Raw genomic sequence first — 24,893 nt, forward strand, 5'->3', positions numbered from 1 at the left:
GACAAGGGATGATCCCCAACCAGTGGTATCCCATACTCGATGCCAAGGAAGTCAAGAACGACGCACCGTTGGGCACGCGCCGGCTCGGCGAGGAGCTCGTGCTCTGGCGGGACATCGACGGAAACCTGGTCTGCCAAGGTGCGCGATGCCCGCACAAGGGCGCCAATCTGGCGCACGGCCGCATGAAGGGCAATTCCGTCGAATGCCCTTACCACGGCTTCCGGTTCGGATCCGACGGCGCCTGCAAGGCGATACCGGCGATGGGTGCGAACGCCCGCATTCCCGGATCTCTCAAAGTGCCCACCTATCCCGTGCGCGAGAAGTTCGGTCTCGTGTGGATGTGGTGGGGTGAAGAGCGCGCCGAGGCCGATCTCCCCGACATCCAGGCCCCGCGCGAGATCACCGAGAACGGAAAACTCTACTCGACGCAGCGGTGGACCCGGCCGGTGCACTACACGCGCTACATCGAGAGCCTGCTCGAGTTCTACCACGTGACCTATGTGCACCGGGATCACTGGTTCAACTACATCGACTACCTGCTCCTGTACGGGACGCCGAGCAAATTCGGCCTCGACGGCAAGGAGCGCTACCTCGCCGCCACGAAGATCGCCAATCACCACGTGGAGACCGAGGGGCAGACCATCCGCTACTCGTTCGACCACTGCGAAGAGGCGGATCCGACCAACTCCACGCACTACGTCATCACGTTCACTTTCCCGTGCATGGTGCATGTGGTGACCGAACAGTTCGAGTCGACTTCGTGGCTCGTGCCCATCGACGACACGCACACCGAGCATGTCATGCGCTGGTACGAGTACGAGAAGGCCAAGCCGATCCTCCGCTCCGAGAAGCTGCGCCGGCTGCTGCCCTGGGCATCGCTGTACATGGAGAAGTGGGTCCAGGACCCGCAGGACGCGCGGATCATGGAACACCAGGAGCCGAAGATCAGCGCAGGCGGCATCAACAAATTCATTCCCGTCGACGAGGTGAACGCCAAGTACCTCGCGATGCGCGCCCATCTGATCCAGGAAGCGGCGGAAGGCGCTCAAGGAGGAAAGCCGGGGGCAGACAAGAGCAAGGGCAACGGAAAGCGCCGCCAGGCCGACGGCGAAAGCACCGCGGCGATCGTGCCGGTCAGCAAGGAAGTCGAGGACTGGTCCGGCGCGCACGCGCAGCGGTGAATCCCTGACTCGAAAGCGAAGGTGAGACATGTACGGCGGGTACGATCCGTCGACCGGTCCCAAGACCCTGGTCACGGCGTGCAACACGATCGCCGTGGCCGGTGCGGCCTGGTTCCTCCTCGGAGGGGCGGACACGGTGGCCGACTGGTTCGGGACGGAGTTCGACGAGGCGGTCATGCTCCGCCGTGCGCTCCTGGTCGCTCTCTCCGTGATCTATCTGTTGCGGTTCATGGCGACGAACTTCGTGATGCTGCAACGGAAGATGGAATGGTCGGAGACCTTCACGGTCGGCCTCTGGGTCATGGTCATCCACTGGACGATGGCGTACCTCGGCGGGACCAATACGGCGCCGGTCGGAGTGGCGACATGGGTGGGCGTGGCCCTCTATGTCTTCGGCTCGTACCTCAACACCGGCTCGGAGTACCAGCGAAAGCTGTGGAAGAGGCATCCGGAGAACAAGGGCAAGCTCTATACCGAGGGCCTGTTCAAGTACTCGATGCACATCAACTACTTCGGTGACGCGGTGCTCTTCTCCGGTTTCGCGCTGGTGACCGGCACCGTCTGGGCCTTCGTCATTCCGGTGATCATGGCGTGCATGTTCATCTTCCTGAACATTCCCATGCTCGACAAGTATCTCGCCGAACGGTACGGAACGGCGTTCCAGGAGTACTCGGCCAAGACGGCCAAGTTCGTCCCCTTCGTGTACTGAGCGAACCGATCGCGGTGCGGCGGGACACCATCGGCCCGTCGCACCGCACCTTCACCGAGAACTGAGGAGAGAACGGCGTGCCAGACGAAGAGACATCCTCCGAGAGCTCCCCCTCCTTCGCGACGGAGCTGCTCCAGGAGATCCTCGCCACCGGTGTCGACCTCTTCGGCCGCCTGTCCTCCGAGGAGAACGCGGTCGACGACTTCGGATTCGACCCCGACCTCGTCGACGAACTGCTGATGCCGGTCCTTCGCCCGCTGTACGAGAAGTACTTCCGGGTCGAGGTCCAGGGACTCGAGCACCTCCCGGCGGACGGTTCCGCCCTGCTGGTGGCGAACCATTCGGGCACCCTCCCCCTGGACGCCCTGATGCTCCAGGTGGCCGTCCGCGACCACCACTCCGCCCATCGCCATCTGCGCATGCTCGCGGCCGACCTCGCGTTCTCCCTGCCCGTCGTGCGTGACCTCGCCCGCAAGCTGGGCCATGTGCGGGCGTGCCCGGAGAACGCGGAGCGGCTTCTCGTCGAGGGCGAGCTGGTCGGTGTGATGCCCGAGGGATACGGCGGCCTGGGCAAGTCCTTCGAGGAGCGCTACCGGCTGCGCCGTTTCGGACGCGGTGGCTTCGCCGCGCTGGCGCTCAGGACCGGACGGCCGGTGATCCCCTGCTCCATCGTGGGTGCGGAGGAGATCTATCCCATGATCGGCGAATCCCGCACGCTGGCCAGAATGCTGAAACTGCCCTATTTCCCGATCACGCCCACATTTCCCCTCTTCGGGGTACTCGGGCTGATACCGGTCCCGACGAAATGGACCATCCGCTTCGATCCACCCGTACATACCGATGGGTTTCCCCCCGGCGCCGCGGACGATCCGCTCGTGGTGGAGAAGTTGGCGACCGAGGTGAAGGACACCATCCAGCACCGCATCAACGAAATGCTCCAAGAACGAGGGTCACTCTTCTCGTAGCTTCTGTACGTGTGCGTAGGGCCCGTGTCCCCCGTCGCGGACCGTACGCATACCCCCTCGGCAGCGAAGCCCGGGGCGGTTTCCACTATGCTTCGTCGCACAACCGCCCGTGCCGAGATGCGATCCGGTGCCGCGTGCTCCACCGGTGCCCCCGCCGCACCGTGCCCGTCATCTGAGGGAAGCTTCGCGACCTGCGTCTCCTTGTAGGCCGATCCGGTCACGATGTGTGGACCGTGCCCCGGTGGCAAGATGTACGAGTGAGACAACGCCGATCGGAGTGTCATCGACATGGGTCTGAGTCCCGAACCCGATCACAGCTCCGGGGATGCGGCTCACGCGGGTTCCGAGTTCATCGAACTGCTGGAAGTCATGTGGGAACAGGGACGTGAGGCCGTCCCGACCGGGCCCGTGTCTCCGTCCCAGTTGCGTGTGCTGTACGCACTGGACCGCGAGGAGGGCATCAATCTGCGGATGCTCTCCGAGGCCCTGGGGTCGGCTCCCCCGTCGGTGAGCCGCCTGTGCGACCGGCTGCAGGCCACGGGCCTGATCGAACGAACGCCCAGCCCGGTCAGCCGAAGGGAACTGGAGCTTCGGCTGACCAGCCATGGCAGGGCGTACCTCGCCGACCTCCGCAAGCGGCGCGAGAGCATACTGATGGCCACCATCGACGCCATGCCGCCCAAAGCGCGCCGCGCCCTGCTGGAAGGCCTCCGGGGCTTTCGTGACGTGGCCATCGCGTCCGAGCAGGACAACGACAGAGCCAGAACCTGGCGCTCGGTCGGCTAGACCGGATAGACCGGACCACTGAGCGCTCAGGCCGGCTCATTCTCCGCTCACGACACCGCCGTCGCCGTCTGCTACCGCCCGAACCAGTCGAGGCAGACCACCAGAGCGTCGTCGTCCAGGGGCAGCGGACCCCGGTACTCCGCGAGATCACGCAGCACCGCCTGCGGCACCTGCGCCGCGGGCAGCAGGCGATGCGCCGACAGGGACCGTGCGAGCGCCCGCTCCCCGTACCGCTCCCCCGCCTTCGAGACGCTCTCGTAGACTCCGTCGCTGCTCACCAGGATGCGATCGCCCGGTTCCAGCTGCAGGCGCTCCACGACGTAGGCCGTCTCCTCGAACATTCCCAGCGGAAGCTGCGCGTCGAAGTCGACGGATTCGACCGCCCGCCCCCGGTACCTCCACATACGAGGCGATCCGGCGTCGACGACCTCCACCTCGCCGGTGGCGAGATCGAAACGCAGGAGCAGGACGGAGGCATGCAGCTCGCCCCGGTACTGCGCGTACACGGCCTGGTCGGCGAGGCTCGCCTGGCCGGGAAGGTCGAGTCCCGCACGGCGGGCGTTGCGCAGCGCGTTCACCACGAGGTTGGTGAGCAGCGCCGCCTCCATCCCCTGGCCCATTCCGTTGGTCACGGTGAGCGTGAGGTAGCGCGGCGAGACCGACCAGTCGAAGTTGTCACCGAAGATCGCGTACGCGGGCTCCAGGTGGGCACCCAGCTGGAACTCCGGACGCGTCACCGAGCGACCCGGCAGCAGCTGCCACTGCATCTCGGCGGCCAGCGTGAGGCGGGCGGCCCTGCGCGCGAGGAGGTACAGGTCGGTGTCGCGCTCGGCGACCAGGATCTCGTGGCCGAGCGCCTCGCAGATGCGCTGCATCTCCGGCAGGTGGGCCTGGCCATGGCGCTCTTCGGGGAGGGTGACGGTGAGTACCCCCATCCGGTCCCCGCGGACGGTCACCGGCAGATGGATGGTCGCCATGCCGTCCACGACCTTGGACTCGACGCAGGGTTCCTGGGCGCCGAAGGCCCTGCCCTGCGGACTGCCCTGGATGGGTACCGACTCGGAGACGAGCGGCACGTCCTCCACCATCTGAAGGGTGGTCAAGCCGTAGTCGGCAAGCCTCAGTTCCGCCTTCTCGACCCCGTACTGCTCCCGCAACGCCCCCGTCACGACATCGAGCAGCAAATGGGGTGCCGCGTTGCGCAGCTCCCGCTCGACGGCAGCGAATCTGTCCACGTGATCCTGCTTCTCGTTTATCCACGCCGAATTGACCCGGCCGACAGCATCCCCGGTCCGTCGGCCTTCGGCGTCCGGGGACATGACTCCAGTCCAACACGGTGCGCCCGAGGAGTCACTCCGGTGGCTGGGGCTGTCAGGTCTGGGCGATGCCTGGCTGAAGCCGGGCAACCTCCCACATCGTACGATGCATGGAGACAACTATTTCCCCACAGCAAGAAAATTTGGTTCAACGCACATGCCTGTCATGAGTCGGGGCAGGGGCGGTACGAGGAAGCTTCGTAGACCAGGGGAGGTAGAGACATGTCACTGATCTCTGAACAGGCTGCCGAGACCGTCCACGCGGACGGGACCGCGGCCTCGGGCGAGATCCCGGCCGTGGGCCAGGCGGCTGCCGTCGAGGGTGCGCTCCCGTGGATAGAGGACACGGACAAGGTTGCCCCGAAGGATGCCCGCGCGTTGTCGAAGTTGTTCTTCGACCGGCTGCAGACCTTGGAAGAAGGCACGCACGAGTACCAGTACGCGCGCAACACCCTTATCGAGATGAACCTGACGCTGGTGCACTTCGCGGCCCGCCGGTTCCGCAACCGCGGAAACGGCGACATGGAAGAGATCATCCAGGTCGGCACCATCGGCCTCATCAAGGCCATCGACCGGTTCGACCTCAGTCGTGAGGTCGAGTTCGCCACTTTTGCCGTGCCGTACATCCTCGGCGAGATCAAGCGGTTCTTCCGTGACACCACCTGGGCCGTGCACGTGCCGCGCCGGCTCCAGGAGCTGCGCGTGGAGCTCGCCAAGGCCAAGGAGGAGATCTCGGCCCATCTGGACCATGACCCGACCGTCAAGGAACTTGCCGAATACCTGTCCATCACCGAGGAAGAGGTCATCGACGGCCTCGTCGCCTCCAACGGTTATACGGCCGGCTCCCTGGAGGCACCCACCGACGGCGGTGATAGCGCGGCCACGCCGACGCGCACGCTGGCCGATGTGATGGGTGAACCGGATCCGGCCATGGAAGCGGTGGAGAATCTGCACGCGCTGGCACCGCTCCTCGACGAACTCGATGAGCGGGAGCGCCGCATCCTTGAACTGCGCTTCGGCCAGGAGATGACGCAGTCGCAGATCGGGGCCGAACTCGGCGTTTCCCAGATGCACATCTCCCGTCTTCTCACCGGCACCCTCAACAAGCTCCGCAGGGGAATGCTGGCCTGACACCCCCTCATACGAGGTCCGCACCGCACCCCCCCGAGAACCGCACCCCCGAAAGAGGATGCTCATGCTGCTGGCACACCCTGTGGTCCTGGCAGACCTGCTGGAACGCTACAAGGCCCTGGCCGTACTGCGGGCCGACCAGGGAGGCGCCGAAGGCCGCCAGGAGTACGAAGACGTCGCCTACAGCCTGTGCCTGGCCACCGGCACCAGTGACATCGACGCCGCCCTGGTGGCCGCGAGCCATCACCTGCCCGGCGCCCGCCCCGCCGACGACTCCCTGCTGTCGGCCGAAGCGCTGCGGTAACGCGCGCCCTTCGTCGATCGGCCGCACCCTGAGGCGGCCGATCGACGCGGGCCGTTCTACGAGGCCGGGCGCCTGAGGCTCAGCGCCCGAGGGCCTGCTTGAGTTCCTTCTTGTTCATGGACGAACGGCCCTCGATATTCTTCTTCTTGGCCTCGGCGTACAGCTGATCCTTGGTCGGGCCCTGCGCGCCGCTGTGCGAACGCTCCCCGCCCCGCTCGTACGCCGATTTCCTGTCCCCCGTGGACGTCTTGCTGGCCGTCTTCGACTCTCCCGAACGTGCCCGCTCCTTGTTCACCGTCCGGGCTGCGATCTCCTTGGCGCGCTTCGTGGAGGCCCCGCGGTCCTCGGCGCTGTCCTTGATGTGCTCGTACTGGCGTTCACGCTTCTTGCTGGATCCAGCAGGCATGCCCTGCACCCTTCTCATCGGCGGGTTCCACGCGGCCGGGCTGTTCGTCTCGTCCGCATGGTTCTTGGTCACCATCGTTCTTGGTCACCGTGCGGCTCGCATGTCGGCGGATCAGGCGGCGGCGAGCCGGGTGACTTGGCGGTGCGTGCCCTCTGGGCGGTGCGTGCCCTCAGGCACCCGAGACCCTCAGGTACCCGGAAAGAGGCGGGTGATTCATCGGCCCGCGGGTGCGTGACGACCGTTCCGCAGGCCTTCGCCCACGGTTCCGTACGCAGGCGCACGGCTCCCGTTTGTTTCCCCACCGAGTCCAGGGGCAGGCGGACTTCGTGCTTCGGACCGGAGGCGCATTCGCGGGGAGCGGTATGCCCTCTCCTGTCGGATGCCCGGCCCCGGGCCGTCCCGTTTCTCCGCGGTCACTAGTTCGTCCACCGCCTGAGGAGCAATTCCTGATGCTTACCGATCTCACCGCACACGCTGCCTGTCGTCGAACGGGAACCCGGCACATCCATGACGACGCTCCCGACACCGAGTCGGCTTTCGCGCATCTGGCCACGCTGGACAGCGGGCCCGAGTTCGACCTGCTCTGCGAGGAGATCGTGACGGCCTGGCTGCCCATGGCACACCGGCTGGCCGGCCGCTTCCGCAACAAGGGCGAGAACCTCGAGGACCTGCGGCAGGTTGCCGCCATGGGCCTGATCAAGGCCGTCAAGCGGTTCGAGCCCGAGCGCGGGGCCTTTGAGAGCTATGCCGTGCCCACCATCACCGGAGAGCTGCGCCGGCACTTCCGCGACCGCATGTGGGACGTGCGGGTGCCCCGCCGCGTTCAGGAGCTGCGCAACAAGGTCCGGGTCGCGCGCCGCGACCTCCTGGAGCGGCCGGGCAGCGACGCCGAGCCCAGCCTGGCCGACATCGCCGAGCGTGCGGAGCTGACCGAGGATGAGGTCCGTGAGGGGATGGAGGCCATGTCGAGCTACAGCGCCCTGTCGCTGGACGCCGAAGTCTCCGCCGACCCCGATGGATTCAGCCTGGCCGACACGCTCGGGGCGCCCGACCCCGCCTACGACTGCATCACCGACCGGGAGGCCGCCAAGACCGGTCTGCGGCGGCTGCCGGAGCGTGAGCGGACCATCCTGTACCTGCGCTTCTTCGAGGACATGACGCAGAGCAGGATCGCCGAGGAGCTCGGCATCTCGCAGATGCACGTCTCCCGCCTGATCACCACCAGCTGTGCCCGTGTCCGCGCGGAGGCCACCCGCGGAGAGTTCGGCACCGGGCACGCTCAGGCGGCATGACCGCGGGCAGCGCGCGAACCGTGCGCTGCCCGCGTCGAGTCCCTGGGGCGCCAGGGCCGCCCCAGGGGCTCGGACCGCCGGACCACTCCCTCCTTACCGCCGAGTAGTATCGCGGCCACGCTGCCCGTGCCGCCGAGCCGTCAGGAGACCCCCGTGCCCGCCCTCCCTCCTCACCCCCTCCAAGGAGCCCAGCGATGACCCGCGTGCAAGTCGGCTCCCTCGTCGAGGACTTCACCCTGCCCGACGAGACGGGCACGCCCACGTCCCTTTCGTCGCTCCTGACGGAGGGCCCGGTGGTGGTGTTCTTCTACCCGGCGGCGATGACCCCCGGCTGCACCGCCCAGGCGTGCCACTTCCGGGACCTGGCCGCCGAGTTCGCGGCGGTGGGCGCCAGACCGGTCGGGATCAGCTCGGACGCCGTCGAGCGCCAGCGCGAGTTCGCGGGGCTGCACACGTTCGGGTTCCCGCTGCTGTCCGACCCGGAGGGAGTGGTACGCGGCCGGTTCGGCGTGGCACGCGGCTTCGGCCCCCTGCCGACCAAGCGGGCCACCTTCGTCATCGGAACCGACCGGCGCGTACTAGAGGTGGTCCGCAGCGAGTTCCGCATGAGCACCCACGCGGACCGCGCCCTGGACACACTGCGGGCGACGGCCCGCTGAGCCGGCTCCCGCGCGTCAGTCGTGGTCGTCGCCGGTGTGTCCGGGCACGCTGATCGCGAGGACGGCGGTGTCGTCGTCGACGCCGGTGCCGAAGGTGTCGAGCAGGCCGCGGATCGCGGCGACGGCGCCGGGGGCGGTCGTCGGTGCCAGGGCCTGGGCGAAGTCGAGGAGGGCTTCGTCCCCATAGCGCTCGTCCTCGCTGTTCGACGCCGTGTGGGCTTCGGTGAGGCCGTCCGTGTACAGCAGCAGGGTGTCGCCTGCCGCGAGGCAGATGGTCGTGGTGGCGATGTGCGCGTCGGGAAGGACCCCGACGAGCTGGCCACCCGGGGTGGGCAGGTAGTCGGCGCTTCCGTCGGCGCGCAGGAGCAGGGCCGGGGGGTGGCCGCCGCTGGCCAGGGTGACGCGGAAGCCACCCCCCTCGGCGTCGGGGGTGAGCAGTCCGAAGATGACCGTGCAGAAGCGGGGGTCGTCGCCGTTGTACTCGTGGTTCAGGACGGTGTTGAGGTTGCGCAGGACGGTGGCCGGATCGGGATCGTAGACGGCTGCGGCACGCAGGGTGTAGCGGGCCAGCGAGGTGATGGCCGCGGCGGCGGCGCCCTTGCCGCACACGTCTCCCAGGAACAGCCCCCAGGTCCCCGCGGCGAGAGGGAAGAGGTCGTAGAAGTCGCCGCCGACCATGTCGGTGGAGGCGATGTGGTAGTGCGCGGCCACTTCCAGGCCGGGCACGCTCACCAGCGCCGGGGGCAGCAGCGTCTGCTGGAGGACGGCGTTGAGCCGCTTGAGTTCCTCACGTTCGCGCTCCGCCTGTTGCCGGGCGCGCAGCAGCTCCGTCTCGTAGGCGCGGCGGTCGCTGGCGTCGAAGACGGTGGTGCGGATCAGCAGCGGCTGTCCGTCACCGCCGGTCTTGACCGTGGAGGTCACCAGGACGGGCAGGCGCCTGCCGTCGGCCGCCTTGAGTTCCAGGGCGACCCCTCTGACCTCGCCATGCATGCGCAGCAGCGGGCCGAAGTGCGTCTCGTGGTAGAGCCGGCCGCCCACGGTCAGCAGGTCGGAGAACGTCTTGCGGCCCACCAGCTCGTCGTGGGCGTACCCGAGCCAGTCGAGCAGCGTCATGTTGATCTTGGCGATGGTGCCGTCGAGGAGGGTGGAGAGGTAGCCGCACGGCGCGTGCTCGTACAGATCCTCGACGCTGTCCTCCAGCAGCGCGGAGAACGCCGCCTGCTCGTCGCCGGGCGAACCCCCGGGACCCGGGGGTTCGCCGTTCCCGCCGTCGCTGGTCCTGCTCATCATCGCGCGGTTCCGACGAAGTCGGTGAGCACGGCAGCGGTCTCTTCCGGCGCGGCGAGCTGGGGGCAGTGCCCGGTCGCGTCGAGCGTGACGAGACGGCTTCCGGGGATCCGGTCGCGTACGAAGGCTCCGACCTCCGGGGGTGCGATCGCATCACTGGAGCACTGCGCGACCAGCGTGGGAACGCCGACCTCGGCGAGGTCCTCACGGTTGTCGGACAGGAAAGTGACACGGGCGAAGACGCGGGCGATGTCCGGATCGGTGCGGCAGAAGCTGTTGGTCAGCTCCTCGCCCAGCTCGGGCCGCTCGGGATTACCCATGATCACCGGAGCCATGGCACCCGACCAGCCCAGATAGTTCGCCTCCAGCGAGCCGAGGAGTTCATCGATGTCCTCGCGGCTGAACCCGCCGCGATAGCCGGCTGCCGGATCGTCGATGAAACACGGCGACGGGGCGAGCAGGACCAGACCGGCGAACGCCTCCGGCTCCCGCGCCGCGGCCAGGACGCCCATCATCGCGCTCACCGAGTGCCCCACGAAGGTCACCGGGCCGAGCGCCAGCTCACGGCAGATCTCCAGCACGTCTTCCACGTAGCCCTCCAGCGAGGAATAGCGTTGCTCGCTCCACGCCGACAGATCGGAGCGCCCGGCCCCGACGTGGTCGAACAGCACCACGGTGAAGTCCCGCTCCAGCAGCGGCACCACCAGCCGCCACATGTTCTGGTCGCACCCGAACCCGTGCGCCAGCATCACCACCGGCCCTCCGGTGCGGCCGGTCACCGTCACATGGTTCCTGCTCAGTGCCGTCATAAGGAACATCGTCGCAGAATCCCCGCCGACTGCTTCCTCCGCTTCCCCGACGGTCCGCGGCGCCGCCGGTGCCCCGCGCGGCATGTACGAGGGTGAAGCACGGGGTGTCCTCGCCGTGTGTCTGTCACCATGTTCTCCACCGCACCCGCTCCTGCGGCGCGGGCCCGAGCATGCGCGCACTCGAACGGATTATCGGTCTGGGCCGGAGCAGAATGTCTCGCGTCCGGCAGGGTAGGTGAGCAGAAATCGGGGACACGGGGACGAAGGTGGAGAGGAAATGGAGTCAGCCGGCATTGGCGGCGAGGGGTCGTTGGCAGCTCATCCCATGGCTGTCGCCCTCCCCTTGAACGAGGGGGACTGCTCCATCGCCGAAGCACGTCATCTCGCGCTCGACTTCCTCACCCGCGCCCGTACGGAGCATGCCGTGGAGATCTCCGCCCGCGCGCTGGACCTGACGCAACTGGTGGTCAGCGAGCTGGTCACCAACGCCCGCAAGTACGCCCCCGGGCCGATGCTGATGGAGCTGCGCATCATGGACTCCACGGTGGCGGTGAGCGTGCACGACAGCGTCCGCGCCCGCCCCGTCGCCCGCTCCGAGGACCCGCACAGGATCGGCGGGCACGGCCTGGAGATCGTCAGGGCCGTCTCCCGGAATTTCCACGTCCACCTCGAACCGGGCGGCAAGTGCGTCACCGCCGACATCGCCCTGACCGACGAGCCCGGCCTCGGCCTCCGTGGAGCCCACTCTCCCCGCGGCCCTCGCTGATCCGCTCACGGTTCCCCGAACAGCACCGGCGGCACTCGGGCGCTCGCCTTCGCTGAACCGCAGGGCTGGGCCGCAGGAGTGACACACGCGACGGCCGGGTACACGAGGCATCTCGTGGGCCGGTGAGCGCGCTACGTATCTGTACGAAGTCGCTCACCACGAGTCGGTCACCGCGGAAAGACTCACCACGAAACCGCTCACAGCGCTGAGCCCTCTGTGCCCTGCCCCCTGCCGAGAAGGAGCCCCGACATGCCGGACAAGGCAACACCGACCATGGACGTCGTCGAGCTGATTCTCGATGACCACCGGCGGATGGAAGACCTGTTCCGCGACATGCGCAGCGTGGAGGCCGAACGGGCCGAAGCATTGAAGAAGTTCGCCGACCTGCTCATCGCGCACGCGCTCGCCGAGGAGGCCGAGGTCTACCCCGCCCTCCGGCGCTACCGGGACATCGACAACGACGAGGTCGAACACGGAGTCGAGGAACACGAGGAGGGCAACGAGGCGCTCCTCGCTCTCCTGGAGGTGACCGAGGTCGGCTCCGACGACTGGGACGAGAAGCTGGAGAAGCTCGTCGAGGCGGTGGCCCACCACACCGACGAGGAGGAGCGGACGATCCTCAACGGCGCACGCGAGAACGTGGCCATGGCACGCCGCGAGGAACTGGGCACCGCCTTCACCAGGGAACGCGACAAGCACCTCAAGGCGGGCTGCGGAAGCATCGACAACGTCCGCCGCATCCTGAAGGACTGACCACCGGTCAGGCGCCCCGGCGGGCCCGTTTCATTCGCGTGGCGGCCAACCGCCACGGCTCGGAACGGTTAAGAGACATGCCATGGAAGAAAATGCGGCTGACCATTGCGTGCGTGTCCGGGGCGCGAGCGAGCACAACCTGAAGAACGTGGACGTGGACATTCCGCGGGACTCGATGGTCGCCTTCACCGGCGTCTCCGGTTCGGGCAAGTCCTCGCTCGCCTTCGGCACGCTCTACGCCGAGGCCCAGCGTCGGTACTTCGAGTCCGTCGCGCCCTATGCCCGCCGGCTGCTCCAGCAGGTCGGCGCTCCGCACGTGCAGGAGATCACCGGGCTGCCGCCCGCCGTGGCCCTGCGGCAACGCCGCGGGACGCCCGGTTCGCGGTCCACGGTCGGCACGCTCACCACGCTGTCCAACCTGCTGCGCATCCTCTACTCGCGTGCCGGGACCTATCCGCCGGACGCCGAGCGGCTGGAGGCCGAGGCGTTCTCGCCCAACACGTCGGCCGGCGCCTGCCCCGAGTGCCACGGTCTGGGCGCGGTGCACGACGTCACCGAGGAGCTGCTCGTCCCGGACCCGTCGCTGAGCATCCGTGACGGCGCGATCGCGGCGTGGCCGGGTGCCTGGCAGGGCGCCAATCTGCGCAGCATCGTCAGCGGTCTGGGCATCGACATCGACAAGCCGTGGCGCAGGCTCAGGAAGAAGGACAAGGAGTGGCTGCTCTACACCGACGAGCAGCCGTCCGTTCTCATCGAGCCCGAGCCAGGACGTGTCGACTACGGCTACTACGGGAAGTTCTGGAGCGCCCGCAAGCACGTCATGCACGTACTCGCCGACTCCAAGAGCCAGCGGATGCGCGACCGTGCGATGCGCTTCGTCCAGGGTGTCCCCTGCCCCGCGTGCGAGGGCAGCGGCCTGCGGCCCGAAGCCCTCGCGGTCACCTTCGCGGGCCGCTCCGTCGCCGAGGTCAACGCGATGCCGCTCACCGAGGTCGCGGCCCTGCTGCGGCCCGTCGCGGAACTGCCGGAGGCCTCGGCGGCCACCTCGACCGCCCGGTCCGGGGAGACCACCGAGGCCGCGGTACGGATCTGCGCCGATGTGGTCGCACGCGTCGAGGTGCTGCTCGGCCTCGGGCTCGGCTATCTCAGCCTCGGCCGCCGCTCGACGACGCTCTCGCCCGGCGAGGCGCAGCGCCTGCGGATCGCCACGCAGTTGCGCTCGGGCCTGTTCGGCGTCGTCTACGTGCTCGACGAACCCTCCGCGGGACTGCACCCCGCCGACGCGGAGCCACTCCTCGACGTCCTGGACCGGCTGAAGGCCTCGGGCAACTCGCTGTTCGTCGTGGAGCACGACATGGACGTCGTGCGGCGGGCGGACTGGGTCGTCGACATCGGGCCCGGCGCGGGAGAGGCGGGCGGGCGTGTGCTGTACAGCGGGCCGGTCGACGGGCTCGAAAAGATCGAGGAGTCGGCCACCAGCCGCCATCTGTTCGGACGTGCCGAGCCGGTCGCTCACCGTCCCCGCAAGCCGCAGGGCTGGCTGCACCTGCGCGGCGTCTCGCGCCACAACCTGCGGGAGGTGTCCGTCGACGTACCGCTCGGCGTGCTGACGGCGGTGACCGGCGTATCCGGCTCCGGGAAGTCGACCCTGGTCACGCAGGTGCTCGCCGAGGTCGTGCGCGGTCACCTCGGCCTTGCGCCGGAGGAGCGCGAGGAGGCTGATGCCGCGGACGCAGCGGAGTTCGAGGTCGACGTCCAGGACGCGGAGGGGGTCGAATCGTTCGACCGCCTCGTGCGGGTCGACCAGCGGCCCATCGGCCGCACCCCCCGCTCCAACCTGGCGACGTACACAGGGATGTTCGACGCGGTACGCAAGCTGTACGCGACGACGGACGAGGCCAGGGCGCGCGGCTACTCCCCCGGCCGCTTCTCCTTCAATATTCCCGAGGGGCGGTGCGAGACGTGCCAGGGCGAGGGCTTCGTCTCGGTCGAGCTGCTGTTCCTGCCGGGGACCTACGCCCCGTGCCCGGCGTGCCACGGCGCGCGGTACAACGCCGAGACGCTCGAAGTGACCTACCGCGGCAAGCACATCGCGGACGTCCTCGCGCTGTCCGTCGATGACGCGGCCACGTTCCTCACCGATGTGCCCGCCGCCTCCCGCAGCCTGGAGACGCTCCGGGAAGTCGGCCTCGGGTATCTGCGGCTCGGCCAGCCCGCCACGGAACTCAGCGGCGGAGAGGCGCAACGCATCAAGCTCGCCACCGAACTCCAGCGGGCCCGCCGCGGCCACGCGCTCTACCTGCTCGACGAGCCGACCGCGGGCCTGCACCCCGCGGACATCGCACTGCTGCTCCGCCAGCTGCACCGGCTCGTCGACGCCGACAACACCGTCGTCCTGGTCGAGCACGACCTCGACACGATCGCCACCGCCGACTGGGTCATCGACCTCGGACCGGGCGGCGGTGACGCCGGCGGCCGGGTGGTGGCGACCGGCACACCCGCGAAAGTCGCCAGATCACGACGCAGCGCCACCGCGCCCTATCTCGCGCCGCGGCTGACACGACCCTGATCCATCACCATCCGGACGCACCACGCCGTACGACGCCTGGCACCTCCACGCCGTGCTGTTGTGCCGCTGATGCGCACCGGGGCAGGAGTTCAAGGGGTGTCGATATGTACGTTGGTCGACTTCACGCGCGCGGTGACCGTGATACCGACCTCGATGCCGAGCTCCTCGACGGACTCCCGCGTCACCAGCGAGACGATCCGGTGCGGTCCCGACTGGATCTCGACCTGGGCGGCTACGTCGTCGAGCGTCACCCGGGTCACGATCCCGACCAACGCGTTCCGTACGGACGTGGCCACCGGGCTCTCCGGCAGGGGATGCATCCCCTGGGCCCGCTCCTGCGCGAACGCGGCGAGACCGACGGCGTCGATCGCCCGGTTCCCCGGCCCCTCCCGGTCCATGCCCAGACGCCCGGAGTCGGCCCACCGCCGGACGGTCTCCGAACTCACGCCAAGGAGCTTCGCTGCCTGCCCAATGCTGTACGACGCCACACACCGCACTCTAGGCCCGTGCCGTGCACAGCCTGCGGATCTACGGCCACGGGCGCCCCTTGCCCCGCCCGGCGCTGTCTCGTCATCCGGTCCCGCCCTGCCCGCCGACGCCGTGATCAGTTAGAAAGGAACTGCTGAGAGCCCCACCCACCACCGAAGCCAAGCCCCCAAGCCCAGGACCGGAACCCACCACCGAAGCCCGGCACCGATTCCCCAGAGGTTGTCCGCACATGCCCGCCACCGCGGCCCCTTGGCTGCTCCTCGCCGTCTTCTCCGGCACCCTGATATCCCTGCAAGCGCGCATCACCGGTGAGCTCGCCGCCGGGCTCGGCGGCGACGGATTCACCGCCGCGGTGATCTCGTTCGGCTCGGGATTCGTGGTCCTGACGCTCGGGCTCCTCGTGCTGCGCGGGCCGCGCCGCGGGGTCGGCCTGGTGCTCGCGGACGTACGCGGCAGGCGGCTCAAGTGGTGGCAGGTGCTCGGCGGCTTCGGCGGCGCTGCCTTCCTGCTCGCGCAGGGGCTGACCGTCGGTGCTCTGGGGGTCGCACTGTTCACGGTCGCGATCGTCGCGGGCCAGGTCACCGGGGGCCTGCTCTTCGACCGGATGGGGCTCGGTCCTGCCGGACCGCAGCGGCCCACGCGGCGCAGAGTCGTCGGTGCGGTGCTCGTGCTCGCGGCCGTGGGCCTGTCGATGGCGGACAAACTGGGCGGCGGATTCCCGTACTTGATGCTGGTGCTGCCGCTGGTGGCGGGCGTGTGCGTGAGCTGGCAGCAGGCGGTCAACGGGCACGTGAAGAACGCCGCGGGGTCCGCGTACGCGGGGACGTTCTTCAACTTCGTCGCCGGTACCGGCGCGTTGACCGTGATCTTCCTGGTGCACGCCGTGGCCGCTGGGGTTCCGTCCCGCCTGCCGACCGAGCCGTACCTCTATCTCGGCGGCCTGGTCGGCATCACGTTCATCACCATCGCGGTCGCCACGGTCCAGAAGCTCGGCGTCCTGCTGCTCGGGCTGTGCACGATCACCGGTCAGTTGGTCGGTTCGCTCGCCCTCGACCTGCTGCTGCCGCACGGCGACACCCACGTCACGGCGGCCACCGTCGCGGGCGTCGTGCTCGCCCTGGCCGCGGTCGCGCTCGCGGCGCTCTCGGGCTCCCGGACGGGCCGGGTCGTCGCTTCGAGCAGCGCGCTGCGTACCGCGGCTTCGGAGCGGGTGGACGGTCCTACTGAGCGGTGAGCGCCCAGCGCTCGTGGTCACGCCACTCACCGTTGATGTGCTGGAAGGCCGGGGAGTAGCCCTCGCGCCGGAACCCCAGGCGCTCGACCAGTTTCAACGAGCGGAGATTGCCGGGCTGGATGTTGGCCTCAAGCCGGTGCAGGCCCAACTCGTCGAAGGCGAAGCGCACCACGAGCCCGAGCCCCTCGGTCATATAGCCCCGTCCGGCCGTCGACGCGTACGCGGTATAACCCAGCACGCCGCTCTGCAGCGTCCCCCTGACGATGTCGTTGATGTTGACACCGCCCACGATCTGCCCGGTGCCGGCCAGGCAGATCACCAGGCCCTCACGCGTGGGCTGCTCGAACCGGTCCAGGGAGCTGTCGAACGCCTCCCGCGTGTTCTCCCGCACCCCGAGCCAGCGAGCGAGCATCGGTGCGCTCTCCTCCCGCAGCGCATGGATCTCCGCGAAGTCCGAGCGGCTCAGGCGGCGTATGGCGACCCGCGGTCCCTGTGCCACATAGCTGCTGTCGATCATCGGCGCATCGTACGCAGTCACGTCCCGCGCCGGCCCCGCCGCCGCCTCATCGTTCGGCGGGCCATGTCGTCGTACCGCAGGACGGGATCCGGCGCGGGCCGGGGCCGCGTCTATGCGCGGCGGACCGCGTGGCCCAAGTACGTCACCAGCGGTTTGGTGCCCTCGGGTTCGAGCTCCATGTCGACCAGCTCCGGCAGCTGCTCGTCGGTCAGCGTGCCGCGCCTGCGGCCGCGCGTCGCCCGCACCAGACTCCGTACGTTGCGCGGCTTGAACCCCGTGACGCCCCGCGTCGAGAGCCCTGCCCGGCCGAAGGCCTCGGCGAGCTCCTCCGGGCGGCGCAGACGCTGTGCGGCATAGCGGCCGGGGGGCATGATGCGTGTGCCCGGGAAGGCCTGGAAGGCGCCGAGGTAGATGAGACGGGACACGGGGGTGCGGTTCACCGTGTCGTAGACGAAGGCGCCGCCGGGGCGCAGCACACGCGCCGCCTCCGCGAGGACCGCGTCCGGCTTCTCGGTGATCTCAAGGGTGTCGGCGCAGTACACGAGGTCGAAGGAACCGTCCGGGAAGTCGAGTTCCGTGGCGGGTGTCGTCCCGTACGTGATGCCGAGTCCCTCGTCCGCGTCCGTGGCGAGAGCCGTCGCGGCGACGGACGGGTCGACGGCGACCACCTCGAACCCGAGCCGGGAGAGGCCGCGGGCCAGGACGCCGCGTCCACTGCCCACGACGAGCGCCCTGCTGCCTGCCGCCGCGAGGTCCAGCTCCCCGAGCACGCGTCCCAGATACTCCATGCGTACGTTCTGGAAGGTCACGGCCCGGATGTGGCGGCCGTCGACGGCCGAGGCAGAGTCCAGTGCGATGAGCGGGGCGGCGGTCATGGCAGGCTCCTCGACGATCAGGTTCAGGACCAGGGTCAGGATCAGGTTCCCTCAAGAAACCTAGCACCGCCGAGTTCCCTGAGGGAACCCAAGGCCTTTACGGTGGAAGCGTGACCCGTACCCCTCTCTCCGATGTCGCCTGCTCGATCGCCCGCGCGACCGACCTGTTCGGCGACGCCTGGACGGCCTTGATCATGCGCGACGTCCTCGTCGGCATCCGCCGCTTCGACGAGCTGGCCGAGGACCTCGGCCTGTCCCGCAAGGTCCTCGCCGCGCGACTGGCGCGGCTCGTCGAGGAAGGCGTACTGACGCGCGAGCGGTACCAGGCCAGCCCGCCCCGCGAGGAGTACGCGGCCACGGAGAAGGGCCAGGAGCTCTACCCCGTCCTGCTGGCCCTGATGGCCTGGGGCGACAAGTGGTACGCGGGACCCGCGGGCCCCCCGGCGAAGATCCGCCATGACGCTTGCGGGCACGTCACCACGCCGGTCATGACCTGCGAAGCCTGCCAGGAGCCGCTCACGGTGGCCGACACGACCCAGCTTCCCGGCCCCGGCGGCAAGGTGGGGACGGGAACCCGGCTACTGGGACCGCTGATCGCCGCACGGGAAGCGGCGGACGCCTCTTCGGCCCCAGGCTCACGCTAGATGGGCTTCAAGTCGGCGAGCAGCATGTCGTGGTCCGAGTACGAGGTGAGCTGCACGCGGTGCCTGAGCGGGTTGATGCCTCGCAGGAAGACGTAGTCGAACTTGCTCTGCCAGTCGGTGGTCGGATGGCACGTGCCGGCGAGCGAAGGACGGCACTGGGGGTCCGCGTCCGTGGCCAGTCTCCACATCGGGGCGAGTTCGGGAGACTCCGGCACGGCGTTGAAATCGCCGAGAACGATGGCACGGTCGTGCCGGGCGACGGCCGCGGCGAGCACCTCGACCTGGGCGGCCCGGACGGCCTCCTGCTGTCGTTGGGCGAGGTGCGTGATGAAGACCCGGACGGACCGGCCGCCCACGGTCGTGGTGACCCCCATGTACCCACGGTCCTCGGACCCGCCGTCGGGGTACTCCACGTTCACGCGGTCCGTCATCGGTGCCGCCGAGAGGACCGCCTGACCGAAGCCTCCCGGACTCCACGGCACTCCCCCGCAACGGCCCCAACTGCGCAGCACCGAACCGTATTCGACGTGGTAGACCAGCCCGTGCAGATGCTCGAGATAGTCCCGGATCCTCTCGACGTCACCCACGCACGCCTCTTGCAGGCCGATGACCTGCGGCGCATGCCTGGCGATCTCCGCGGCCCGGTCGACGTCGCTCTCGGCGCAGGGGTTACAGATGTTCCACGTCATGACCCGGTTCGGCGCGACATCCCGGACGGGCTCGACGGGAGGCCTCGCGAAGAGCGCGTCGCTCGGTGCACTGGGGCCGATGAGCATCATGCAGGCCAGGGCCATGGCTCCCGCGACCAACCGTGTGCTCCTTCCGAGCACCATCGCCTCCTCAGTGTGGATGCACGTGACATCTGACGTCTCCACGCATGAGGTTAATGGGACGTTCCGCCTTCAACTTGCTTTCGGACCTCGTCCTGGTGAGTTTCACTTGCTCTGCCGCCCGTCGTGCACGGCGGCGCAGGGGGCCGGACTTCTCCCGGCCCCCTGCGCCTGCGAGCATGCAGAACTGTTCAGGACTGACAGCGGGATCTGGCGACGCGATCGGACGGAAGGCCTAGTGACGGGTATACAGCCATGGCAGACGCATACTTCACGACGGAGCAGTGCCCACGATGCGGCCGTCACACCGACGGCCTCTCCAACCGCTTCACCTGCACCGTCTGTGACACCGTCTGGACCTCAGGGGTCTCCGAATCGGTGGTCACCATGGGCCCGCTGGACATGACGACCCTGTCCCCGCCCAAGCGCGTCTGATCCCGCCCCGCAGCATTGCGCGCCGCAGCCTCAACCAGCTTACGACTGAAGCCGCTTCACATTGTCGCCGAACGTCCAGCCCTTCGAGCCATCCCAGTTGATGGACCAGGTCATCAGACCCTTCAGCGCTCCGTTGTAGTGGTTCCACGCCTGGGCCACCAGGCTCGGGGCCATGTAGCCGCCGCCCGCGCCCGGTTGTGCGGGCAGGCCTGGGACCTGCTTGTCGTAAGGGACCTTGATCGTGGTGCCCTGGACGACCAGGCCCTTGTTCAGGCAGTCCGTCTGCGCGATGAATCCCTGCACGGTTCCGGCGGAGTAGGAGTCGCCGGAGCAGCCGTACATGCTTCCGTTGTAGTACTGCATGTTCAGCCACCAGAGGCGGCCGTTGTCCGCGTACTTCTTCACGATGGGGAGGTACGCGCCCCAGATCGAGCCGTACACCACGCTGCCCCCGGTGACGTACGCCGTCTCGGGGGCCATCGTCAGGCCGAAGTTCGACGGCATCTTGGCCAGGACGCCGTCGATGATGCGGACGAGGTTGGCCTGTGACGCGGAGAGCTGGTTGATGTTGCCGCTGCCCACGAGGCCGGTCTCGATGTCGATGTCCATGCCGTCGAAGTTGTACTTCTTCAGGATCGGCACCACGGTCTCGACGAAGCGGTCGGCGACCTTGCTTGAGCTGAGGTCGATGCCCGCCGCCGCGCCGCCGATCGACATCAGGATCGTGGCGCCGTTCGCCTTCGCCTGACACATCTCGGCCGGGGTGGCGACCTTGACCGTGGAGTCCATTCCGTCTTCCCACAGGACGGTGCCGTCGGAGCGGATGACGGGGAACGCCGCGTTGATCACGTTGTAGCCGTGGTCGCGCATGCGGGTGTCGGTGATCGGGGTCCAACCGAAGGGCGGGTGAACGCCGTTGGCGGATCCGTCCCAGTTCTCCCAGTAGCCTTGGAGCACCTTCCCGGTGGGCTTCGACTTGACCGCGCACGTCTCGTCCTGGGCACCCAGGGCATCGTGGGCGGCCTGCGCGACCCGCGCGGCCCGGGAGGCGTCGCGGCTGTCCTGCGGTGCCGCGGTGCTCGGCGCCACCCCGACGAGCACCGGTACGCTGAAGGCGATCGCCAGACCGGCCGCCAGGAGACGGGAGGGTGCACGGCGCGGGGCAGGGGCCTGGGGAGAGGTTCGGGATGACACGCTTACCTCCTGGACTGTGGTGCCTGGAGACGTAAGTGGTGCGACGCGCCACACCGTAAAGAGGTCCAGACCTTCCGTCAATAGGTCTGGACCAAGTCGATCGAGCCGGAGGCCCCTTCATGGACATCCTCGATTCCACCGATCCGTCGGCCGTCTCGGTGACCGAGGCGATCCGGAAGGGCGACATCCCCGCGCTCCGCAAGCTCCTGGCCGACCACCCGGCACTGGCCACCAGCCGGATCAGTCAGGACGGTCCCGCCGCGGGCCGGCGGAGTCTCCTGCACATCGCCACCGACTGGCCCGGCCACCACCCCCGCGCCGATGCGGTCATCGCCACCCTCGCCGCCGCGGGCGCCGACCCCGACGCCCGCTTCGTCGGAGCCCACTCCGAAACGCCTCTGCACTGGGCCGCCGGCAACGACGACATCATCGCGGTGGACGCCCTCATCGCCGCGGGCGCCGACATCGAGGCGTCCGGTGCCGTCATCGGCGGCGGCACCCCGCTCGCCGACGCGCGCGGCTTCGGCCAGTGGCGGGCAGCCCGCAGACTCCTGGAGCACGGCGCCCGCGCGGACCTGCAGGACGCGGCCACCCTCGGCCTGCTCGACCAGGTGGAGGCGTTCCTCGCCGCCCCGGACTCCCCCACCGCCTCCGAGCTCACCAGCGCCTTCTGGGGCGCCTGCCACGGCGGCCAACTCCCCACTGCCGAGCGCCTGTTGCAGCTCGGGGCGAACGTGAACTGGATCGGCTACGACGACATGACACCCCTGGACGTCGCCCGCGCGCAGGACGCCGGTGACGTCGTCCAGTGGCTGCTCGTCCAAGGAGCCAAGGCGCGCGCCGACGTCGGGTGAGCCACGGCTTGGGGCCCCTCAGCCCGCGAAGGCGCCGATGCCGCCAAAGGCACCGTCGGTCTCGAACGCCAGCTTGGCGAACCGCTCGCCCATCAGCCGATGCGTGTCGGCGTCCGGGTGGAGCTGGTCGGGCAGCGGCAGCTCGGCCGAGTCCGCCTCCCCGTACAGCTCACGCCCGTCGAGGTAGTAGAGGTGGGGGTCCTCTGCCGCCCGCTGCTCCACGATCCTGGCCAGCTCCTCGCGGATGACACCGAGCGTCAGCTTCCCGCTCGCGCGCTCCGCCGGATCACCCATGGCGAGGAACTGCAGCCGCCCCGATCCGAGGTTGCTGAAGTCCGGCGCGCTGGGGCCGGGCGTGTCCTCGTGGATGGGGCACAGGATCGGCGAGACGACCAACAGCGGCGTACGGGGACGGCCTTCACGGATCGTGTCGAGAAAGCCGTGGACGGCGGGCCCGAAGGCGCGCAGACGCATCAGGTCGGCGTTGACCACATTGATGCCGAGCTTGACGCTGATCAGGTCGGCGGGCGTGTCCCGCAGGGCGCGCGCGGTGAACGGGTCGAGCAGCGCACTGCCGCCGAGCCCGAGGTTGATCAGCTCCACACCACTGAGGGAAGCGGCGAGCGCCGGCCAAGTGGTGGTGGGGCTCGCGGCGTCGGAGCCATGACTGATCGAGCTGCCGTGGTGCAGCCACACCTTGCGGCCCCGGTCCGGTGCGGGCTCGACGGGCGCGTCGGTGCGCAGCTCGACGAGTTCGGTGGTCTCGTTGTGCGGCAGCCAGATCTCGATGTCCTTGGCGCCGTCGGGCAGTTCGGCGAAGCGGAGGGTGCCGACCGGGCCGGGCCGGTTCTCGAACGTCCCGGCAGCCATGTCGATGATCAGGGTGTTGCCGCCGCTCACGGAGGCCTGACCGGCCAGGCGGCCGTCCACGAGCAGGTCGTAGAGACCCTCCGGACGGGGCGGGGCACCCACGTAGTCGCGCCTGGTGGGCAGTGTGTCCAGTTCGAGCGCGGTGGCCCGGGTGCGGAAGACGAGGCGTACACCGGCGGGCTGGGACTCGGCCATGGCCAGCTGTCCGTCTGCGCACTGGGCGCGGGCCCGTGCGGGCAGCCGGTGCGGCAGGACGCCGTGCGCGGTGCGCTCCAGGTCGAGGGCGCCGCGCAGGATGTCCTCGGTGATGGGTGTGGTGATCCAGTCGTCGTGCTCGGTGTGATCGGTGTGCATGGTCTCCGCCTGCTGATCATGGTGTCTGAGTTGTCGGGAGGCGCCGATGCGGCGATACGCCGCCGCCCCCACGGGAGTCGGCCAGGTCCGGCCCCGGTCGAACCCAGGTCAGGACGCGGGCCAGTTCCGCAGCAGGGCGTCGAGGGCGTCCAGGATGCGTGACCACGTCTCCTGCGAGTCGGGTTCGCTGTGGCTGAAGCCGCCCGCCATCTCCAGGCTGACGTATCCGTGGAAGACGCTGCCCAGCATCCGGACCGCGTGGGTCTGGTCGGGCTCCGTCAGGTCGTAGCCGCGCAGGATGGCCCGCGTCATCTGTGCGTGCCGGACGCCCGCGCTGGCGGCGGCCGTCTCCGGGTCGAGCCTCAGCCGGGCCGCGGCATAGCGGCCGGGGTGCTCCCGGGCATAGTCGCGGTAGACGTCGGCGAACGCGGTCAGCGCGTCCTTCCCTGCCCGCCCGGCCAGCGCGGCAGCACACCGGTCGGCGAGTTCCTCCAGGGCGAGGAGGGCGATTTGCGTCTTGAGGTCCTGCGAGTTCTTCAGGTGCGAGTACAGACTCGCGACCTTGACGTCGAAGCGCCTGGCGAGCGCCGAGACGGTCACCTGCTCGAAGCCGACCTCGTCGGCCAGCTCCGCCCCGGCCTGCGCCAGGCGCTCCACGGTCAGTCCTGCGCGAACCATGCCCTTCCTCCTCTTCGGCATAACTGATTATGCAGCTGCCTAATACCTTTAGGCAAATCAGCTAGCCGCACAGGAAGAGGCAGTACCCCTAGGCCACTCCCCACCCCCCGGCCCCTCCAGACCTCAGACCGTCTTGACCGTGCCCCCGTCGATCACGTAATCCGCGCCGGTGACGTTGCCGGCCACGTCCGAGAGCAGGAACGTGATCAGTGACGCCACCTCCCGGGGCTCGGTGATCCGCCCGCTGGTGATGTTGAACGCCGTCGGTATCTGCGTGAGGAACTCCGCGTGCTCGGCCCCGAACCCGGCGGCGACCTTGCCGCCGAAGCCGTCGGGGTCCTCCCAGATGGCGGTGCGCACCACGCCGGGCGAGACGGTGTTGACCCGTACGCCCCGCGGCCCGAACTCCTCGGCCAGCGACTTGCCCAGGGAGGTGAGTGCGGCCTTGGCCGCGCTGTAGGCGACGGGACCGGCCGCCGGGAGGCGGGAGTTGATGGAGGAGACGTTGACGATCGCACCGCGGCGCTCGATCAGGCTCGGCAGTGCGGCGCGGCTGACGCGGACCGCACTGAGCAGGTTGAGGTCGAAGACGCCCTGCCACTGCGCGTCGTCGGTGTCGAGGAAACCGACCGGCTCCACGGCATCACCGCCACCGACGTTGTTCACCAGCAGGTCGATGCCGCCCAGTTCGGTGAAGGCGCCGTCCATGAGGGCGGCGACTCCCTCCGGGGTACCGAGGTCGGCCGACACGGCGAAGGCTCCCGACTCCTTGAGTTCGGGGGTGATGGTGCGGGCCGCGCCCACGACACGCACACCCTCGTCGATCAGCACCTTGACGGTGGCCAGGCCGATACCGCGGCTGGCACCGGTGATGACGGCGGTCTTGCCATCGAGGTCGAGCTTCATGCTTCCCCAGCTCCTTCAGACATATTTTTGACCTACAGGTACAAAATTTGGGTACACACCAGCATCAAGGAACACCCAGA

At 68.9% G+C, this 24,893-nt stretch carries 27 protein-coding genes; 15 read left to right on the forward strand and 12 right to left on the reverse strand.

Features of this window, described 5'->3' with window-relative positions:
* The first annotated feature begins 8 nt into the window (after positions 1-8).
* From OG302_RS05085 to OG302_RS05100, 4 genes are all read left to right on the forward strand, one after another.
* Entirely contained in the window at positions 9-1,181 is a 1,173-nt protein-coding gene (locus tag OG302_RS05085; protein WP_371525604.1) for a Rieske 2Fe-2S domain-containing protein, read from the forward strand.
* Between the two features lie 28 nt (positions 1,182-1,209).
* Entirely contained in the window at positions 1,210-1,890 is a 681-nt protein-coding gene (locus OG302_RS05090; RefSeq protein WP_371525605.1) for a DUF1295 domain-containing protein, read from the forward strand.
* Positions 1,891-1,967: 77 nt separating this feature from the next.
* Positions 1,968-2,855, forward strand: coding sequence for a lysophospholipid acyltransferase family protein (locus OG302_RS05095; protein WP_371525606.1), 888 nt, complete (start codon positions 1,968-1,970; stop codon positions 2,853-2,855).
* Positions 2,856-3,143: 288 nt separating this feature from the next.
* Positions 3,144-3,641 (forward strand): MarR family winged helix-turn-helix transcriptional regulator, encoded by a 498-nt coding sequence (locus OG302_RS05100; RefSeq protein ID WP_371525607.1) that lies wholly within the window; start codon positions 3,144-3,146, stop codon positions 3,639-3,641.
* 71 nt (positions 3,642-3,712) lie between these two features.
* On the opposite strand, the gene OG302_RS05105 is transcribed toward OG302_RS05100, so the two are convergent.
* Entirely contained in the window at positions 3,713-4,876 is a 1,164-nt protein-coding gene (locus tag OG302_RS05105) for a PP2C family protein-serine/threonine phosphatase (RefSeq protein WP_371525608.1), read from the reverse strand.
* A 303-nt stretch (positions 4,877-5,179) separates the two neighbouring features.
* On the opposite strand from OG302_RS05105, the gene OG302_RS05110 reads away from it, so the two are divergent.
* Together OG302_RS05110 and OG302_RS05115 are read left to right on the forward strand one after the other, a co-directional pair.
* Positions 5,180-6,088 carry an RNA polymerase sigma factor SigF gene (locus OG302_RS05110; RefSeq protein ID WP_371525609.1) on the forward strand — a complete coding sequence of 303 codons (909 nt, stop codon included), beginning with the start codon at positions 5,180-5,182 and terminating at the stop codon, positions 6,086-6,088.
* Between the two features lie 64 nt (positions 6,089-6,152).
* Complete coding sequence (locus tag OG302_RS05115; RefSeq protein ID WP_371525610.1) at positions 6,153-6,392, forward strand: DUF5133 domain-containing protein; 240 nt, start codon at positions 6,153-6,155, stop codon at positions 6,390-6,392.
* Between the two features lie 79 nt (positions 6,393-6,471).
* Here OG302_RS05115 and OG302_RS05120 read toward each other — a convergent pair whose 3' ends face one another.
* Complete coding sequence (locus OG302_RS05120) at positions 6,472-6,798, reverse strand: plasmid stabilization protein (RefSeq protein WP_371525611.1); 327 nt, start codon at positions 6,796-6,798, stop codon at positions 6,472-6,474.
* Between the two features lie 449 nt (positions 6,799-7,247).
* Between OG302_RS05120 and OG302_RS05125 the strand changes: the two genes are divergently transcribed.
* Both OG302_RS05125 and OG302_RS05130 read left to right on the forward strand, forming a co-directional pair.
* Positions 7,248-8,090, forward strand: a complete 843-nt coding sequence (locus OG302_RS05125; protein WP_371525612.1) for a SigB/SigF/SigG family RNA polymerase sigma factor — start codon at positions 7,248-7,250, stop codon at positions 8,088-8,090.
* A 194-nt stretch (positions 8,091-8,284) separates the two neighbouring features.
* Positions 8,285-8,749, forward strand: coding sequence for a peroxiredoxin (locus OG302_RS05130; RefSeq protein WP_371525613.1), 465 nt, complete (start codon positions 8,285-8,287; stop codon positions 8,747-8,749).
* A gap of 15 nt (positions 8,750-8,764) precedes the next feature.
* Here the strand turns inward: OG302_RS05130 and OG302_RS05135 are convergent, their stop codons facing one another.
* Both OG302_RS05135 and OG302_RS05140 read right to left on the reverse strand, forming a co-directional pair.
* Positions 8,765-10,036 (reverse strand): PP2C family protein-serine/threonine phosphatase, encoded by a 1,272-nt coding sequence (locus OG302_RS05135; RefSeq protein ID WP_371525614.1) that lies wholly within the window; start codon positions 10,034-10,036, stop codon positions 8,765-8,767.
* The gene (locus OG302_RS05140; RefSeq protein ID WP_371525615.1) at positions 10,036-10,845 is read right to left on the reverse strand and encodes an alpha/beta fold hydrolase; all 810 of its coding nucleotides are present in this window, start codon (positions 10,843-10,845) and stop codon (positions 10,036-10,038) included. The genes OG302_RS05135 and OG302_RS05140 overlap by 1 nt, the downstream gene beginning before the upstream one ends.
* 325 nt (positions 10,846-11,170) lie before the next feature.
* On the opposite strand from OG302_RS05140, the gene OG302_RS05145 reads away from it, so the two are divergent.
* From OG302_RS05145 to uvrA, 3 genes are all read left to right on the forward strand, one after another.
* A complete protein-coding gene (locus OG302_RS05145) occupies positions 11,171-11,611 on the forward strand; it encodes an ATP-binding protein (protein ID WP_371525616.1) in 441 nt (146 codons plus the stop codon).
* Positions 11,612-11,860: 249 nt separating this feature from the next.
* On the forward strand, positions 11,861-12,364 hold the full coding sequence (locus OG302_RS05150) for a hemerythrin domain-containing protein (protein ID WP_371525617.1): 504 nt from the start codon (positions 11,861-11,863) through the stop codon (positions 12,362-12,364).
* A gap of 82 nt (positions 12,365-12,446) precedes the next feature.
* Positions 12,447-14,933 carry an excinuclease ABC subunit UvrA gene (gene uvrA, locus OG302_RS05155; protein WP_371525618.1) on the forward strand — a complete coding sequence of 829 codons (2,487 nt, stop codon included), beginning with the start codon at positions 12,447-12,449 and terminating at the stop codon, positions 14,931-14,933.
* 89 nt (positions 14,934-15,022) lie between these two features.
* On the opposite strand, the gene OG302_RS05160 is transcribed toward uvrA, so the two are convergent.
* Positions 15,023-15,421, reverse strand: coding sequence for a molybdopterin-binding protein (locus OG302_RS05160; RefSeq protein ID WP_371525619.1), 399 nt, complete (start codon positions 15,419-15,421; stop codon positions 15,023-15,025).
* A 230-nt stretch (positions 15,422-15,651) separates the two neighbouring features.
* Here OG302_RS05160 and OG302_RS05165 point away from each other — a divergent pair, with 230 nt between their 5' ends.
* Positions 15,652-16,656 (forward strand): DMT family transporter, encoded by a 1,005-nt coding sequence (locus OG302_RS05165; protein ID WP_371525620.1) that lies wholly within the window; start codon positions 15,652-15,654, stop codon positions 16,654-16,656.
* Here the strand turns inward: OG302_RS05165 and OG302_RS05170 are convergent.
* Both OG302_RS05170 and OG302_RS05175 read right to left on the reverse strand, forming a co-directional pair.
* Positions 16,643-17,173: a GNAT family N-acetyltransferase gene (locus OG302_RS05170; RefSeq protein ID WP_371525621.1), complete on the reverse strand. Its 531-nt coding sequence runs from the start codon at positions 17,171-17,173 to the stop codon at positions 16,643-16,645. The two genes, OG302_RS05165 and OG302_RS05170, sit on opposite strands and share 14 nt — an antisense overlap.
* Positions 17,174-17,283: 110 nt before the next feature.
* Complete coding sequence (locus OG302_RS05175; RefSeq protein WP_371525622.1) at positions 17,284-18,048, reverse strand: class I SAM-dependent methyltransferase; 765 nt, start codon at positions 18,046-18,048, stop codon at positions 17,284-17,286.
* A gap of 110 nt (positions 18,049-18,158) precedes the next feature.
* Between OG302_RS05175 and OG302_RS05180 the strand changes: the two genes are divergently transcribed.
* Positions 18,159-18,692 (forward strand): winged helix-turn-helix transcriptional regulator, encoded by a 534-nt coding sequence (locus tag OG302_RS05180; protein ID WP_371525623.1) that lies wholly within the window; start codon positions 18,159-18,161, stop codon positions 18,690-18,692.
* Here OG302_RS05180 and OG302_RS05185 read toward each other — a convergent pair.
* The gene (locus OG302_RS05185) at positions 18,689-19,525 is read right to left on the reverse strand and encodes an endonuclease/exonuclease/phosphatase family protein (protein ID WP_371525624.1); all 837 of its coding nucleotides are present in this window, start codon (positions 19,523-19,525) and stop codon (positions 18,689-18,691) included. The genes OG302_RS05180 and OG302_RS05185 overlap by 4 nt on opposite strands.
* Positions 19,526-19,777: 252 nt before the next feature.
* Between OG302_RS05185 and OG302_RS05190 the strand changes: the two genes are divergently transcribed.
* Positions 19,778-19,957 carry a hypothetical protein gene (locus OG302_RS05190; protein WP_371525625.1) on the forward strand — a complete coding sequence of 60 codons (180 nt, stop codon included), beginning with the start codon at positions 19,778-19,780 and terminating at the stop codon, positions 19,955-19,957.
* A gap of 39 nt (positions 19,958-19,996) precedes the next feature.
* Here the strand turns inward: OG302_RS05190 and OG302_RS05195 are convergent, their stop codons facing one another.
* Positions 19,997-21,151, reverse strand: a complete 1,155-nt coding sequence (locus OG302_RS05195) for a chitinase (protein WP_371525626.1) — start codon at positions 21,149-21,151, stop codon at positions 19,997-19,999.
* A gap of 119 nt (positions 21,152-21,270) precedes the next feature.
* On the opposite strand from OG302_RS05195, the gene OG302_RS05200 reads away from it, so the two are divergent.
* The gene (locus OG302_RS05200) at positions 21,271-22,005 is read left to right on the forward strand and encodes an ankyrin repeat domain-containing protein (RefSeq protein ID WP_371525627.1); all 735 of its coding nucleotides are present in this window, start codon (positions 21,271-21,273) and stop codon (positions 22,003-22,005) included.
* 18 nt (positions 22,006-22,023) lie between these two features.
* Here OG302_RS05200 and OG302_RS05205 read toward each other — a convergent pair whose 3' ends face one another.
* From OG302_RS05205 to OG302_RS05215, 3 genes are all read right to left on the reverse strand, one after another.
* Entirely contained in the window at positions 22,024-23,229 is a 1,206-nt protein-coding gene (locus OG302_RS05205) for a GDSL-type esterase/lipase family protein (RefSeq protein WP_371525628.1), read from the reverse strand.
* Positions 23,230-23,337: 108 nt separating this feature from the next.
* The gene (locus OG302_RS05210; protein ID WP_371525629.1) at positions 23,338-23,907 is read right to left on the reverse strand and encodes a TetR/AcrR family transcriptional regulator; all 570 of its coding nucleotides are present in this window, start codon (positions 23,905-23,907) and stop codon (positions 23,338-23,340) included.
* 123 nt (positions 23,908-24,030) lie between these two features.
* The gene (locus tag OG302_RS05215) at positions 24,031-24,813 is read right to left on the reverse strand and encodes an oxidoreductase (protein ID WP_371525630.1); all 783 of its coding nucleotides are present in this window, start codon (positions 24,811-24,813) and stop codon (positions 24,031-24,033) included.
* Between the last annotated feature and the right edge of the window lie 80 nt (positions 24,814-24,893).

Source organism: Streptomyces sp. NBC_01283 (assembly GCF_041435335.1).
Lineage (GTDB): Bacteria > Actinomycetota > Actinomycetes > Streptomycetales > Streptomycetaceae > Streptomyces.

What these genes read in the sequence shown, in the direction of transcription:
- OG302_RS05210 (WP_371525629.1), bottom strand. Translation starts at nt 23,907, where the DNA reads ATGGTTCGCGCAGGACTGACCGTGGAGCGCCTGGCGCAGGCCGGGGCG.
- OG302_RS05215 (WP_371525630.1), bottom strand. Translation starts at nt 24,813, where the DNA reads ATGAAGCTCGACCTCGATGGCAAGACCGCCGTCATCACCGGTGCCAGC.
- OG302_RS05165 (WP_371525620.1), top strand. Translation starts at nt 15,652, where the DNA reads ATGCCCGCCACCGCGGCCCCTTGGCTGCTCCTCGCCGTCTTCTCCGGC.
- OG302_RS05135 (WP_371525614.1), bottom strand. Translation starts at nt 10,036, where the DNA reads ATGAGCAGGACCAGCGACGGCGGGAACGGCGAACCCCCGGGTCCCGGG.
- OG302_RS05150 (WP_371525617.1), top strand. Translation starts at nt 11,861, where the DNA reads ATGCCGGACAAGGCAACACCGACCATGGACGTCGTCGAGCTGATTCTC.
- uvrA (WP_371525618.1), top strand. Translation starts at nt 12,447, where the DNA reads ATGGAAGAAAATGCGGCTGACCATTGCGTGCGTGTCCGGGGCGCGAGC.
- OG302_RS05140 (WP_371525615.1), bottom strand. Translation starts at nt 10,845, where the DNA reads ATGACGGCACTGAGCAGGAACCATGTGACGGTGACCGGCCGCACCGGA.
- OG302_RS05175 (WP_371525622.1), bottom strand. Translation starts at nt 18,048, where the DNA reads ATGACCGCCGCCCCGCTCATCGCACTGGACTCTGCCTCGGCCGTCGAC.
- OG302_RS05120 (WP_371525611.1), bottom strand. Translation starts at nt 6,798, where the DNA reads ATGCCTGCTGGATCCAGCAAGAAGCGTGAACGCCAGTACGAGCACATC.
- OG302_RS05200 (WP_371525627.1), top strand. Translation starts at nt 21,271, where the DNA reads ATGGACATCCTCGATTCCACCGATCCGTCGGCCGTCTCGGTGACCGAG.
- OG302_RS05085 (WP_371525604.1), top strand. Translation starts at nt 9, where the DNA reads ATGATCCCCAACCAGTGGTATCCCATACTCGATGCCAAGGAAGTCAAG.
- OG302_RS05090 (WP_371525605.1), top strand. Translation starts at nt 1,210, where the DNA reads ATGTACGGCGGGTACGATCCGTCGACCGGTCCCAAGACCCTGGTCACG.
- OG302_RS05205 (WP_371525628.1), bottom strand. Translation starts at nt 23,229, where the DNA reads ATGCACACCGATCACACCGAGCACGACGACTGGATCACCACACCCATC.
- OG302_RS05190 (WP_371525625.1), top strand. Translation starts at nt 19,778, where the DNA reads ATGGCAGACGCATACTTCACGACGGAGCAGTGCCCACGATGCGGCCGT.
- OG302_RS05145 (WP_371525616.1), top strand. Translation starts at nt 11,171, where the DNA reads ATGGCTGTCGCCCTCCCCTTGAACGAGGGGGACTGCTCCATCGCCGAA.
- OG302_RS05125 (WP_371525612.1), top strand. Translation starts at nt 7,248, where the DNA reads ATGCTTACCGATCTCACCGCACACGCTGCCTGTCGTCGAACGGGAACC.
- OG302_RS05185 (WP_371525624.1), bottom strand. Translation starts at nt 19,525, where the DNA reads ATGGTGCTCGGAAGGAGCACACGGTTGGTCGCGGGAGCCATGGCCCTG.
- OG302_RS05115 (WP_371525610.1), top strand. Translation starts at nt 6,153, where the DNA reads ATGCTGCTGGCACACCCTGTGGTCCTGGCAGACCTGCTGGAACGCTAC.
- OG302_RS05110 (WP_371525609.1), top strand. Translation starts at nt 5,180, where the DNA reads ATGTCACTGATCTCTGAACAGGCTGCCGAGACCGTCCACGCGGACGGG.
- OG302_RS05130 (WP_371525613.1), top strand. Translation starts at nt 8,285, where the DNA reads ATGACCCGCGTGCAAGTCGGCTCCCTCGTCGAGGACTTCACCCTGCCC.
- OG302_RS05100 (WP_371525607.1), top strand. Translation starts at nt 3,144, where the DNA reads ATGGGTCTGAGTCCCGAACCCGATCACAGCTCCGGGGATGCGGCTCAC.
- OG302_RS05170 (WP_371525621.1), bottom strand. Translation starts at nt 17,173, where the DNA reads ATGATCGACAGCAGCTATGTGGCACAGGGACCGCGGGTCGCCATACGC.